The sequence below is a fragment of the Pseudarthrobacter lactosi genome (assembly GCF_055412785.1).
On record NZ_JBVAYS010000001.1, the window covers coordinates 1,350,208 to 1,364,175 of the forward strand.

At 65.8% G+C, this 13,968-nt stretch carries 9 protein-coding genes; 2 read left to right on the top strand and 7 right to left on the bottom strand.

Annotated elements, in window-relative coordinates; all coding sequences use genetic code 11:
• Positions 1–8: 8 nt before the first annotated feature.
• Complete coding sequence (gene cpaB, locus ACZY0Q_RS06225; RefSeq protein WP_463915300.1) at positions 9–755, top strand: Flp pilus assembly protein CpaB; 747 nt, start codon at positions 9–11, stop codon at positions 753–755.
• A gap of 18 nt (positions 756–773) precedes the next feature.
• Here cpaB and ACZY0Q_RS06230 read toward each other — a convergent pair whose 3' ends face one another.
• The 7 genes from ACZY0Q_RS06230 to ACZY0Q_RS06260 form a co-directional block, all read right to left on the bottom strand.
• The gene (locus tag ACZY0Q_RS06230) at positions 774–4,877 is read right to left on the bottom strand and encodes an AAA family ATPase (RefSeq protein WP_463915301.1); all 4,104 of its coding nucleotides are present in this window, start codon (positions 4,875–4,877) and stop codon (positions 774–776) included.
• A gap of 129 nt (positions 4,878–5,006) precedes the next feature.
• A complete protein-coding gene (gene guaA / locus ACZY0Q_RS06235; RefSeq protein WP_185261161.1) occupies positions 5,007–6,596 on the bottom strand; it encodes a glutamine-hydrolyzing GMP synthase in 1,590 nt (529 codons plus the stop codon).
• Positions 6,597–6,698: 102 nt separating this feature from the next.
• A complete protein-coding gene (locus ACZY0Q_RS06240) occupies positions 6,699–7,199 on the bottom strand; it encodes a DUF3817 domain-containing protein (RefSeq protein ID WP_463915302.1) in 501 nt (166 codons plus the stop codon).
• A complete protein-coding gene (locus ACZY0Q_RS06245; protein WP_463915303.1) occupies positions 7,196–8,047 on the bottom strand; it encodes an SURF1 family protein in 852 nt (283 codons plus the stop codon). The genes ACZY0Q_RS06240 and ACZY0Q_RS06245 overlap by 4 nt, the downstream gene beginning before the upstream one ends.
• Before the next feature lie 193 nt (positions 8,048–8,240).
• Entirely contained in the window at positions 8,241–8,729 is a 489-nt protein-coding gene (locus tag ACZY0Q_RS06250; protein ID WP_193342065.1) for a PTS sugar transporter subunit IIA, read from the bottom strand.
• Between the two features lie 45 nt (positions 8,730–8,774).
• Positions 8,775–10,514: a glycerol-3-phosphate dehydrogenase/oxidase gene (locus ACZY0Q_RS06255; protein WP_463915304.1), complete on the bottom strand. Its 1,740-nt coding sequence runs from the start codon at positions 10,512–10,514 to the stop codon at positions 8,775–8,777.
• A gap of 136 nt (positions 10,515–10,650) precedes the next feature.
• Positions 10,651–11,787 carry a GuaB3 family IMP dehydrogenase-related protein gene (locus tag ACZY0Q_RS06260; protein ID WP_463915305.1) on the bottom strand — a complete coding sequence of 379 codons (1,137 nt, stop codon included), beginning with the start codon at positions 11,785–11,787 and terminating at the stop codon, positions 10,651–10,653.
• A 222-nt stretch (positions 11,788–12,009) separates the two neighbouring features.
• Here ACZY0Q_RS06260 and ACZY0Q_RS06265 point away from each other — a divergent pair, with 222 nt between their 5' ends.
• Entirely contained in the window at positions 12,010–13,926 is a 1,917-nt protein-coding gene (locus ACZY0Q_RS06265) for a S8 family peptidase (RefSeq protein ID WP_463915306.1), read from the top strand.
• Positions 13,927–13,968: the final 42 nt, after the last annotated feature.

The window sequence follows — 13,968 nt, forward strand, 5'->3', positions numbered from 1 at the left end:
TGGTTCGCATGCCCGCTACCCTCTTTCGTTCCAGCCGCGGATCCGCCCCGCCGGGACGCCAAGTCCGCCGTCCGCTCCCGTCAGCACGCACCCGGGGCGTCCGTGGCCACAGGCTATGGTCCTGGCTGGGCCGGAACCGGCGCCTTGCGATAGCCCTCCTGTTTTGCCTTGCTGCCGGGATCACGGTCCATCAGCTCACTCCCCCGCCCGCCGATACCGTCTCTGTGCTGGCTGCGGCCCGAGACCTCCCCGCGGGCACGGCCTTGTCGGCCACGGACCTGACGGCAACTAAGATCCCACCGGGGATGCTGACCGCCGGGGCTATATCCCGCACCGGTGAAGCCACGGGAAAACAGCTGGCAGCCCCTTTGCGGAAGGGCCAGCTGGTGACGGACTCCCTGCTGCTGGGACCCGGCCTCCTAACCGGGACGCCTCCGGGCTCCGCAGCCGTGCCCTTGAGGATGGCCGACCCTTCCTCCATCCAGCTGGTATCGCCCGGGCAACTGGTCAACGTGGTCCGGACCGGGGCGAACGGCTACGATCAGCAGTCCCCCTCAGAAGTCCTTGCTTCCTCCGTTCCTGTCCTGTGGACGTCAGGACAGGGCGGCAAGACGGGTCAGTGGTTGGGCACCGGCGAAACCGACGGGCTGATCGTCGTGGCGGCAGCCCCGGAGCAGGCTGCCCGGCTGGCCGGGGCGTCCACCCAGGGCAAGCTGTTTTTCGTTCTGGTGGGGCCGGACGGCGGGGCCGGGTGAGGCGTTGCAGCCTGGAGGTCAGCCCCAGTGCGGCGGCTTGTTTTCCCTCAGCCAGGCGTCGTGATCGTTGTCGGGGCCATCGCCCCAGCGCTTCGGATCATCCTCCGCAGCCTTGTTGGGCAGGGTTCCTGCCGCCTCTGGCAACTGGCGGTCCGGCGCAGCGGCCGTCCCGCTTCCTGCGTCTTCTGACGGGTTGGTACCGCGCGTATCGGCCTGATCGGCATCCCGTGGCGTCACAACAGCCTCCTCACTGGCCAGGCGTCCGGCCTGGTCTTCGTTCCTGTCGTTTCCTATATTTTCCAACACGAGCGGGTCCATGTCTTCATCAAAGAATCCGCCCGAGGCTGTGCCTCGTCCGGGCGGCAGAACATTCTCAAGGCCCAGGTAACCCGCGATCCGGTCCGCGCAGGCGGACGGGTCAGTGAAGACTTCGATGGTCCATAGCGGCATGTACCGCCAGCCCATCCGTTCCAGCAGCTGGGGGCGGAGCCTGCTCCGTTCACGGACACTCATGGTGCGGTATTGCTCCGTGCCATCCGATTCGATGGCCACCGGCCGCGGAATCTCGGCATCGTCCTGACCCATGGTGCTGAGCGGGTCTGCTGCGGCCACCACGTCAATGACGCCGTCGTACTGGTGCCAGACGCGGGCGCCGCGGGCCCGCAGCCGGTCGCCCAGATCGGCCACCAGCGGATCGGCCCCAAGCGCCTGCTCGCTGGCAGCCGCACGCGAGGCCGGGGTGCCGAGATCGGTCTTCCCGGCAATCTCCCGGTTCAGGAGCTCGTAGAAGTCCACCGCACCGTAGGACAGCCGCGTGTGGTCAAGGTCCTCGGGCTGGAAACACGTCAGGACGTGGAGCGAACGGCGGGCACGGGTCATGGCCAAAGCGAATTTTTCCCGCCCGCCCTCGGCCGACAGAGGTCCGAAGTTGTGCAGCGCCCGGCCATGCGGGGTGCGGCCGAAACCGGGTGAGAAGATGACGTGGTCACGGACCAGGCCCTGCGCACGTTCAAGGTCAACCACCCGGAACGACTCGGATCCTGCGCTGAAGAAGCTGGCCAGTCCCGGGTGGTTCGGGAGCTGAAGCCGAATGGACTCACCGATCCGGGCAGCATGGCGCAGGCTGGCGGTGACCACTGCCAGCGATGTGCGCGGCCGCGTCCGGGCGTGCTCAAAGACCAGCTGGACCACGCGGTTAACCTCGGCCACCACGGATTCGACGCCTTCGTGGTCGGCGCTGGGCAGCCCCGTGCCGTCGGGCAGGTACTCAACCAGGAGCGCCCTGTCCAGCCCGGTGGCCGATTGCCCCTCCGGAAGCCTGCGGAGGCCGCCGTCGTAGCAGTTCTTGCTTAGCTGCAGGACCAGGTCCTCATCAACCGCGCGGTACACAAAATTCAACCGCCAGACAGGCAGTACGGCAGACAGCGCCGAATACGCACTTTCGACGCGTTGGTGAGCAGCTTCACCGGCGGCCAGCCGCTCGACACCCACAGTGAAAGTCCGGGGGCTGGCAATCTTGTTATCACCGAAGGCAATGACCTGCCCGGCCCGGGCGATGGCGGGCAGGACAGCCTGCAGCGACGTCGCTTCGGCGTCCAGGATGACCACGGCGTCGAAGTGCTGTTCGGCCGGCAGGAGCCCGGTCATGAGGTACGGGCTGACCGACCAGACGGGCACCAGCATGGGGACCAGCTCCGCGGCCTGGGCCGTCAGCGCCGCGAGGGTAACCCTGCCGTCCTTTAGCAGGCTCCTGAGCAGCTGCGCCTGGCGCGGGTGTTCCGCAAGCGCGGCCCGCCACCGTTCGGACAGGTCCCAGCGCAGGCGCGCCGCGCCGCTGGCAATATGGGCGTTATCCGCAAGCCGGTATTCAGCTTCAAGCTGCCGGAGCGCGTCCCCGTCAGACATGGCCAGGTAGTCGTCGCCGCTGATCATCGCTTCCAGCGCGGACTGCCACCATGCCAGTTCAAGCTCGGCTGCGACGGACCCTGCGGGAACCTCACGGTCCGCAAGATCGGCGAGGAGCTCCCCCAGGCCGTGCTCGCGCATGTTTTCCACGAGCAGCGTGCGCTCGGGAAGCGTTTTGAGCGTGTGCGTGTCGGCCACGAGCCGCTCCAGCCGCTCCATGAGTTCCTCATAGCGGGCAGTTGCCAGCGAGCCACCGGCCTGGGTGTGCCGGAGGGCCTCCCCCAACTGGGTCAGCTCCCGGTCCAGCGACCGGTACATCACATTCATTTCGGCAAGGCCCGAGGGAACCGCCGGATGGCGCTGCGAGGTGGCGTACCCGGACCAGAGGGCACGCTGCTCCTGCACCAGCACCAGCGAGCTGTGGAGATCGGTGATATGGACGCCCGGCCGGACGTACTCTTTCGCGACCCGGCGCAGGCGGGAACGCTGCATGCCAGCCATGTCGACGTTCCGCTCCCGGCGCCAGGCGGAGGACGCCGTGGCGGAGATGAGATCGTTGACCGGCCTGTCGAAGATGTCCGGCGTGAACTTGTCGAGGCTTTCGCGGACAGCCATGAGGAGTTCGAGCTGCTCCCCCCACTCCGAGAAGGACGTGCCCAGCCGGATTTCGGCGTGTTCGGCCACGCTGTTCATCCGGTCGCGCAGGACAGGCAGGTTCCTCGCCACGGTCCGGGCGAGCTCCTGGGCCTCCTCGGTCTCCTTGCGGGTGAGCAGCCGGGCACCGTGCCACAGGCTTGCGGTGGATGCACGGCTGAAGCTGCCAAGCTCGGCGGCGCGGCGGAGCCTGCCGGCGAGCTCGTTGCGGTCGCGGATGCTGTCCAGCACACTGCGCTTGAGCCGCACGGTGGTGGCGGGAGCCGGGTGGATTGACGTCAGCTCGGCCAGTGACTGCATGGCCTGATACGGCGAGCAGCCCCAGCGCTGGCGCACGTTATGCAGGGACGCCACGTGGTCCATCAGCGCGTGCCGGTGCTCGGTGAGGGTCCGGTGGAGGTTTCCCAGCTGCGGTTCGAGTGATTTTTCATTCCGCACGATGGCCCGCACCAGCTGGGCCTTGAGCTGCTGTGGTGTGGCTGTGCCGGAGAGCTGGAACAGGATGGATTCAAGTCCAAGCGATTCCAGCTGTGCCGACACTTCGTTCAGGCTGGCCCGGCGGTCACCCACCACCAGGACTGACTTGCCTGCATCCACGAGGGCACCGATGGTGTTGATGGCCGTCTGGGTCTGTCCCGTGCCCGGCGGGCTGCTGACCACCAGGGAGTCTCCCGCGCGCGCGGCGTCAATGACGTACTGCTGTTCCGGATCGGCGTCGAGGAGGAGGAGTTCGTCGTCCGGGTGGCGCGTGTCCACACTCGGGAAGCGGGAGGGGTCCGGCGCAGGCGCGTCAACGACCTCACCACCGGCGGCCTTGGCGAGGGCGGCGACCAGTGGGTTGCCCTCATTGATCCACGGATCGTCCAGGTTGCCGGAGAGGTCCGCAAAAGTGGACACCAGCAGATTGTGCTGGGCTTCGGCGCCGTGGATGGGCCGGATGAGGGTTGCGAGTTTGTCCAGGACAGGCTGGGGATCGAAGCGTGCGGTGCTGTAAGCAAGGCGTGTCACAGCGTTGACGTCAAAAACGATGCCGTGGATGGTCTTCAGGTGCCGGACCAGGGCCGGGTTGATGTTGGCCTGCTCGGTGAGCTGCAGTTCGTAGTCGTCCTCACCTGGGCGCACCGTGAGCGAAATCGCGGTGAGCATCACCGGCGCGGAAACGCGTTGAGGTTTGCCGCCGACGGCGGAGGTCCATACAACGGTACCTGCGGATAGGTAACCGGCATCAATGCCACGGTCATTTCCGAGTTCGAAGATTTTGGAGCGGATGTTCCGTGATGCCCGCGCCGCGACGACGTACTGCTGGTGGTCGCGGATGAGTGTGGACAGCCGTGTGCGGCGGCCTGCCATTAGCTGGGCCAGACCGGACGGGTGCGCATGGGTCAGGTCAATGGAACCTTCGGGGGTCTTGGTGAAACGCAGCATGGTGTCTGCCCCGGTGACGGGTTTAAGCCCGGACAGCCATTTTCCGAGCTCCTCAGAACCCTCCGGGTGGCCTTGACCAACTGACACTACTGCCTTCTTTTCTGCGTTTGCACGTGACGCCCTGGACCATACCGGCATACTTTCGAGCGTAGCCGCAAAGAAGCCGGGATGAGAGACCGCAACACTGGAACAGGCCAAATTGCGGCGGATTTCAACGGATGATAGCAATGGCCGGCCTCCACTGACGGAGACCGGCCACTCACACTGCTATTCCCACTCGATGGTTCCCGGCGGCTTGCTGGTCACGTCCAGCACCACCCGGTTGACGCCTTCCACCTCATTGGTGATCCGGTTCGAAATCCGGGCCAGGAGATCATACGGCAGGCGGGACCAGTCCGCCGTCATGGCGTCCTCGGATGAAACGGGACGGAGCACAATCGGGTGGCCGTAGGTGCGGCCGTCACCCATGACGCCCACACTGCGGACGTCAGCCAGGAGGACCACAGGCATCTGCCATACCTCGTTGTCCAGCCCGGCTGCGGTCAGCTCCGCACGCGCGATGGCGTCCGCTTTGCGGAGCAGGTCCAGGCGCTCCTGGGTGATGTCGCCGACAATGCGGATTCCCAGGCCGGGGCCGGGGAACGGCTGGCGTCCGACGATTTCCTGCGGCAGGCCCAGCTGGGCGCCCACGGCGCGGACCTCGTCCTTGAACAGGGCCCGGAGCGGTTCCACGAGTTCGAACTGCAGGTCCTCGGGAAGGCCGCCGACGTTGTGGTGGCTCTTGATGTTCGCGGCACCTTCGCCGCCGCCGGATTCGACGACGTCCGGGTACAGCGTGCCCTGGACCAGGAACTTGATCTTCTCGCCGTGGGCCGCGGCCTCGGCGATGATGGCCAGCTCGGCTTCTTCGAACGCGCGGATGAACTCGCGGCCGATGATCTTGCGCTTGGTTTCCGGATCGCTCACACCGGCCAGGGCCGACAGGAAGCGCTCCTGCTCGTTGGCTACATACAGCTTGACGCCGGTGGCAGCAACGAAGTCGCGTTCCACCTGCTCGGCTTCGCCTTCACGCAGCAGGCCGTGGTCAACGAACACACAGGTCAGCTGGTCGCCGACGGCCCGCTGGACGAGCGCCGCCGCAACGGCGGAGTCCACGCCGCCGGAGAGACCGCAGATAACCCGGGCGTCGCCGATCTGCTTGCGGATCCGGTCCACCTGCTCCTCGAGGATGTTCCCCGTGGTCCAGTTGGGTTCCAGCTTTGCGCCCTTGAACAGGAAGTTTTCCAGCACCTGCTGGCCATAGGCCGAGTGCTTGACTTCGGGGTGCCACTGCACGCCGTAGAGGGCCTTCTCTTCGTTGGCGAAGGCAGCCACTTCAGCGCCGGCCGTCGTCGCCAGCACTTCGAAGCCTTCCGGGGCCTCGTGTACGGAGTCGCCGTGGCTCATCCAGGTGTTCTGGTGCTGCGGCATCCCTTCGAGGACCGAGCGGCCCTCGCCGAGGATGGTGGTTTCGGTGGAGCCGTACTCGCGCAGGCCGGTCTTGTCGACCTTCCCGCCCAGGGCGTTGGCCATGGCCTGGAAGCCGTAGCAGATGCCGAAGACCGGAATTCCGGCCTCAAAGAGGTCGGCCCCAACGGCGGGTGCCCCGTCCGCGTAAACGCTGGAGGGGCCACCGGAAAGGATGATGGCGGCGGGGTCCTTGGCCAGGAGCTGCTCGGTGGTGAAGGTATGCGGAACCACTTCCGAATACACATTCGCTTCCCGGACGCGGCGGGCAATCAGCTGCGCGTACTGGGCACCGTAGTCAACAACCAGCACCGGCTTCTGGGAAGTCTGGGATGCAGTGGGAGTAGTCACCGCACTAGCCTACTTTGCGTCGTCACCCTGCCGCACCTTGGCGTGCCCCCCTGTGACGGAGCAGACTCTCCCCGTCCCGGCGGCGCTCCCGATAACGCCGCCTCAGTACCGCTGTGCGGCCTGCGGGTTCGCGGCCAGTTCGGCTTCCACCTCGGCGTGGAACTTCTTCTCCACGATAAAGGACAGGAAAGGCACCACGCCGCCCAGTGCCAGGAGGATCAGCTTCATAAAGGGCCACCGCATCAGCGACCACAGGCGGAAGTTGGAAATCAGGTACACCACATACATCCAGCCGTGAACGATCAGCACCGCGACGGAGATGTTAGCGCCGCCCTCCACGCCCTTGGGCTCGGCATCGGCGAAACCCAGGCCGAACGGCTGGCCCGTGACGGCGTTGGTGCCACCGGCAAACAGGTACTGGCCGAAGGCGTAACGTGCAATAAGTTCGGCGCAGAGCAGCAGCAGCATGGCGCCGGTGAGGTACGCCAGCACTTTGTAGAACTTCAGGGCGGAACGGATCTGACGCTCGGTACCGCCGAAGCGGCGCTTCTTGCCCTTACCCTGCGCAGGACCCTGCTGGACGGCCGGTTTCGGTTCTATCATGGCGTTACCTTTTGTTGGGGCTGTTCAGAAGTTGCTTCGGTGGGCGGAGCATCATGGTGAGGATCGTCGTCGAGCTCCTCTTCAAGGTCCCGCCGGTAGTCGTCCTTGACCAGGCGCCACCAGATAAACAGGGCGAAGCCGGCGAACACTACCCATTCGAGTGAGTAAAAGAGATTGAGCCAGTTGACCTGCTGGGCGGGCGGCTGGGGACCAATCTCCAAGGGTTTCAGGGCGCCGTCAACGGCGGCCGCGGACAGGTCGGACCCGGCCGCCAGTTCCGAAGTCGCGGCCACGAATCCCGGGTACATGCTGATGTCCCAGGAGTTGATCAGTTCTGCCACCGACACGGCGGAGGCGCGTCCGGCGTCCGGTGCGGTGGACGGCAGCGGCGATTCTGACGGCAGTAGCCGTCCGGTCAGGTTCACAATGCCCGACGGCGGTGCGCCGGCGTCGTCGGGATCTGCCACCCAGCCGCGGGCTACTGGAATCCACGTCTCGGGGGAAGCAGCCACGCCGGTGACCGCGGGCGCTCCGGTCACGGCGAAGGCGGAAACCACCCAGTAGCCGTTCTCGCCATTCTTCAGGCGGCCCGGCACCAGGACCTGTTTGGCAGGATCGTAGGTTCCGTCGGCGGAGACCATCTGGTCTGAAACTGAACCGGGGAAGAAGACCCCGGGCTCAAGCGTCTCCGTCAGCACCCTGACGTCCTCGGTGGCGGGATTCACCGCCGCTTCGGGCTGCGTGGAGCGCCCAAACTGCCACTGGCTGAGCAGGACAAACACCCCGGAGACGGCGATCGCGAAGACCAGGCCTGCGATCCATCGGGGCTTAAGGGCTGTTTTCCACACGTGTTAACCGTACTTCGTTCCGCCGTAGAACAACTAAACGCGCTGAGTTCTGCCCCACGAAAGGGCCTGCCCTAGAGTGGGGCAGCCGGGTCCCTACGTGGCGACGGAGTCGACACGAAAGGGCCTGCCCTAGAGTGGGGCAGCCGGGTCCCTACGTGGCGACGGAGTCGACACGAAAGGGCCTGCCCCAATCTCAGTGGTCGAAGAACACCAGGCTGGAGTTGATGAGCTCGGCGATGACTTCGGCATCGTAGGCCCGGCGCAGGGACTCCCGGAAGGATTCCTTGGACAGGGAGCGCGCCAGCGTGGCCAGGACTTCGAGGTGATCGGAAAACGAGCTTGCCGGGGTGGCGATCAGCAGGATGACGGTGGCCGGACCGTCGGCGGCACCGAAGTCCAGGGAGTGGCCGTACTTGGTGATGCCCACGGCGATGGACGTCCGCGAGACGAATTCACTGCGGGCGTGCGGGAGACCGATCCCGCCCGGCAGGCCGGTAGCGAGCTGGTGTTCGCGGGCGTTGACGTGCTCCAGGAACCGCGGCAGGTCGGTGACCCGCCCGGCGGCGAAGAGGCGTTCTGCGAGTTGCGCCGCGGCGTCCGACTTGCCCGTTGCCTCCAACTCCAGAATCACCAGATCGGAGGTGGTGAGATCGGCATCGTACCGGTCAAGTGGTTCCGCCAAGGCGTGTCCCTTCAGTCAGGAGAAATGCTGGTGTGCGGTGCCGCCTCAGCGCAAAGGGACGATGTCCTCCACACCCAGCCGTGCGGCGTCGGCGGATTCGTCGTCCGGCTGCTGCTGGCTCAGCCGTTCAGCTTCAACGCGTGCTACGTAATGCTTTATTTCGCTTTCGCGTTGTACATCGCTCCAGCCAAGGACTTCGCCCATCAGTTTAGCGACAACCGGAACCGCCGACACGCCACGGTCCCAGGCCTCGATGGAGATGCGCGTCCGCCGGGTCAGGACGTCATGGACATGCCGGGCGCCCTCGTGGGTTGCGGCGTAGACGGCTTCGGCCTGCAGGTAGTCGTCAGCGCCGGGCAACGGCTCCGCCAATTCGGGATTCCGGGCGATGATGTCCAGCACCTCCGGAGTCATGGACCCGTAACGGTTCAGCAGGTGCTCCACCCGGGCCACGTGCACACCGGACTCTTCAGCCGTCCTGCTCCTGCGGTTCCAGGCGGCCTTGAATCCGCTGGCCCCGAGCAGTGGGATGGTTTCAGTGCAGCTCGCCGGGACGCGCTCATCCATGGTGCGGGTGGCCTCGTCCACGGCGTCCTTGGCCATAACCCGGTAGGTGGTCCATTTGCCGCCGGCCACCACCACCAGGCCCGGTACCGGGTGGGCCACGATGTGTTCGCGGGAGAGTTTCGCCGTGGAATCGTTCTCCCCTGCCAGGAGGGGGCGCAGTCCCGCGTAGACACCTTCAACGTCCTCCCTGGTCAGGGGGCGTTTCAGGACCCGGTTGACGTGTTCGAGGATGTAGTCGATGTCCTTGCTTGAGGCGGCAGGGTGAGCCTTGTCGAGGTTCCATTCGGTGTCCGTGGTGCCGATGATCCAGTGCCGGCCCCACGGAATGACGAAGAGCACGGACTTTTCCGTGCGGAGGATCAGCCCCACCGTGGACTGGAACCGGTCGCGGGGCACTACGAGGTGGATGCCCTTGGACGCCCGGACCTTCAACTGACCGCGGTCAGTGACCATGGCCTGGGTTTCATCGGTCCACACGCCGGTGGCGTTGATGACCTGCTTGGCTCTGATGTTGAAGTGCGAACCGTCTTCATGGTTGACAACTTTGGCCCCCACCACGCGTTCACCCTCACGCAGGAAATTCACCACCGCCATCTGGTTCACCGCATGGGCGCCGTAGTGCACTGCCGTCCGGACGAGGTTGGCCACGTACTTGGCGTCGTCCACCTGCCCGTCGTAGTAGCGGATGGAGCCCACAAAAGCGTCTTTTTTCAGGCTGGGGGCGGCCCTGAGCGTGCCCCGCCTACTGAGGTGTTTGTGGAACGGCACGCCGCGGCTGTGCCCGCCGGTAATGGACATTGCGTCATAGAGGGCAATCCCGGCGCCCACGTAGGGCCGCTCCAGGAACGGTTTGGTCAGGGGATACAGGAACGGCACGGGCCGGGCCAGGTGCGGGGCCAGGACCGAGAGGATCAGGCCACGCTCGTGCAGCGCTTCCTTAACCAGCCCGAAATCCAGCATCTCCAGGTAGCGCAAGCCACCGTGGATGAGCTTGGACGAACGCGACGACGTGCCGGCCGCCCAGTCGCTGGCCTCCACGATCCCCACACTGAGGCCACGGGTCACGGCATCCAGCGCCGCCCCGGTGCCCACGATGCCGCCTCCGACAATCAGGATGTCCAGTTCGTTGCCGGGTTCCGAGGTGGCCCTGAACCTGGCGATCGATGCTTCCCTGGCCGCGGGACCAAGGACCCCGCCTTCGTTTGGAACAGTGTTCACTGAACGCCTCCTTTGCCGCTGCTGCCAGTAGTTAATCCACACTACTTCTTTGCCGCACGGTTGGGCAGGGCAGGTCCACCGAGGGAGGCGCTCCGGATGACGTCAGCGGTAATCGGCCGATTTCAGGTTGAGGTTGTCAGTTACCGGAGTATGGAGAAACGACGACGTCGACGCGCTGGAATTCCTTCAGGTCCGAGTAGCCGGTGGTCGCCATCGAACGGCGGAGCGCGCCGATCAGGTTGGACGTGCCGTTGGTGTGGTGGCCGGGGCCGAAGAGCACCTCTTCGAGCGGTCCGACAGTGCCGACGTTGGCGCGGTCACCGCGGGGAAGCTCCAGATGGTGGGCCTCCTGGCCCCAGTGCCAACCCTTGCCGGGGGCTTCTTCGGCGCGGGCGAGGGCGCTGCCCAGCATCACGGCGTCGGCGCCCATGGCAATCGCCTTGACGATGTCACCCGAGGTGCCCATGCCGCCGTCGGCAATGACATGGACGTACCGTCCACCGGATTCATCCATGTAGTCACGGCGGGCGGCCGCGACGTCGGAGATGGCGGAGGCCATGGGCGAGTGGATTCCCAGGGCGCGCCGTGTGGTGGCGGTGGCACCGCCGCCGAAGCCGACCAGGACGCCGGCGGCGCCGGTGCGCATCAGGTGCAGGGCGGGCGTGTAGCCGGCTGCGCCGCCCACAACCACGGGGACATCCAGTTCGTAGATGAACTGCTTGAGGTTCAAGGGTTCGTGGTCCTTCGAGACGTGCTCGGCTGACACCGTGGTCCCCCGGATGACAAAGATGTCGACGCCGGCAGCCACTACGGTTTTGTAGTGTTCCTGGGTGCGCTGCGGGGTCAGCGAGCCCGCCACCGTCACGCCGGCGGCGCGGATCTCGGCGAGGCGGGAGGTGATCAGTTCAGGCTGGATGGGGGCGCGGTACAGCTCCTGCATCCGGCCGGTCACCGCGGGGCTGTTGACCTCATCTTCGAGTGCGCCGATTTCGTCGAGGATGGGCTGCGGGTCCTCGTAGCGGGTCCAGAGGCCCTCAAGGTCGAGCACACCGAGCCCGCCCAGGCGGCCCAAGGCGATAGCCGTCTCCGGGGACATGGCCGAATCCATCGGGGCGGCAATGACGGGCATGTCGAACTTGTAGGCATCGATTTGCCAGGAAACGGAAACGTCCTTGGGGTCGCGGGTACGACGGTTGGGGATAATCGCAATGTCATCCAGGGAGTAGGCACGACGCCCACGCTTGCCACGGCCGATCTCGATCTCGTAAGTCACGTGACCACTTTACTTGACCACGCGGGATGCGGTGGGACGCCTCCTCTTGGGTTCATCCTAAAACTGATAGTCCACACTTTATTGACATGTTTTGTCAACCATTTACAAGTTTTGAAAATACCTTTATGTTTACTCTCGGTTACCACCTGATCCACCACGTGACCACCCATCACTCCCCTTCATACGGGCCACACCTGTGCCCGTTCCGAGAAAGAAGCCCCTATGGGACGTTCATCAATCAGGCGCCACCGCATCCTGGCCCTGTCGCTCGCCGCAGCAGTCGGCACCCTGACCTTCGCCAGTTCGCCGGTCTTCGCCACCCCCGAAGACGGTGACGGCACTGCAGCCGGGCCGGCCGCTGTCCAAGGCACTGCGGTGCACGACGTGGCCGCCGGAGAGGCCTACACGAAGTTCATCGTCGACTACAAGGAGACCACGGCGAACGCCACCCCGAACGGCCGCGCCAATGCCTGGGGCAAAGCAGCCAAGTCACAGGGCGTGAAGGTGCAGGAACTCCGCACCCTGGCCACCGGCGGAACGCTGATCGAGGCGGACAGGGCCCTTTCCGGGCAGGCTGCCGAAGACTTCATGGCCGAGATTGCGGCGTCCGGATCGGTCGACTACGTGGAACCTGACGCCCGCATGACGGTGGCTCTCACGCCCAACGACCCACGCTATGGCGAGCAGTGGGATTTCACTGGCACCAACGGCATGCGGGTCCCAGGGGCTTGGGACGTTGCCACCGGCACAGGCGTGACGGTGGCCGTGATCGACACCGGAATCACGGCCCATCCGGACCTCGACGCGAATGTGCTGCCGGGCTACGACTTCGTCTCCGACGCCACCGCAGCGCGTGACGGCAACGGACGGGACGCGAATGCGCAGGACCAGGGCGACTGGTACGCCGCCGGCGAGTGCGGCCAGTCGACAGCCGGCAACAGCTCTTGGCACGGCACGCACGTCGCCGGCACCGTAACAGCCGTGACCGGCAATGCCACCGGGGTGGCGGGCGTCGCACCAAACGCCAAAGTGGTGCCGGTACGCGTCCTGGCCAAATGCGGCGGGTCACTGTCCGACATTGCCGATGCGATTATCTGGTCAGCCGGCGGCACCGTCCTGGGCATCCCGGCCAACGCCAATCCCGCCACGGTCATCAACATGAGCCTGGGCGGGTCCGGTGCCTGCGGCAGCACGTACCAGGCAGCCATCAACTCCGCAGTTTCGCGGGGAGCCACCGTGGTGGTGGCGGCCGGCAACAGCAACCAGGATGCTTCCGGATTCCGCCCGGCCAACTGCAACAGCGTTGTGAGCGTGGCCGCCAGCAACCCGAGCGGCAGCCTCTCCTACTACTCCAACTACGGCTCCACGGTTGACCTGACCGCACCCGGCGGCGACGTCCGTGTAGCAGGCGGCGGAATCCTCTCCACTATCAACACCGGTACCTCCACACCGGGCTCCGCCGGCTACGCCAGCTACCAGGGAACGTCCATGGCAGCTCCGCACGTGGCCGGGCTGGCCGCACTCATGAAGTCCAAATCGTCCACGCTTACCCCGGCCCAGGTGGAGTCCACGCTCAAGCAGGGAACCCGGGCAATGCCGGGCGGCTGCACCACAGGCTGCGGCACAGGGCTCTCGGACGCCACCAAGACCATGGGCCTACTGGCCGGGGCCACTCCCTCGCCGTCCGGCAACCTGCTGCTGAACCCTGGCTTCGAATCGGGCGCAGCCTCCTGGACCTCTGACCACGCCGACACGTTCGAGACCGGAACGAACGCCCGGACCGGTTCAGGCTTCGCCGGCCTCAACGGCTGGGGCCAGGCAACGTCCTACATGCTCGACCAGGCGTTTGCAGTCCCGTCCACGGTGGCCACCGCGTCGCTGTCCTTCTACCTGAAGGTGCAGTCGGACGAAACCACATCCAGCGCGGCTTACGACACCCTGAGGGTTCAGGCGGTCAGCAACGGCGTGACCACCACGCTGGCCACTTACTCCAACCTCAACGAGTCCGCCGGCTATCTGCAGAAGCAGCTCGACCTCTCCGCCTACAAGGGCAAGAGCGTGACCCTGCGCTTCCTGGGTGTTGAGGACTCGTCGCTGGCGACGCACTTCTACCTCGACGACACAGCGGTGACCACCTAGCCCTCGGGGCCGCACGAATCCTGGACCGCCGGCCACGCCTTG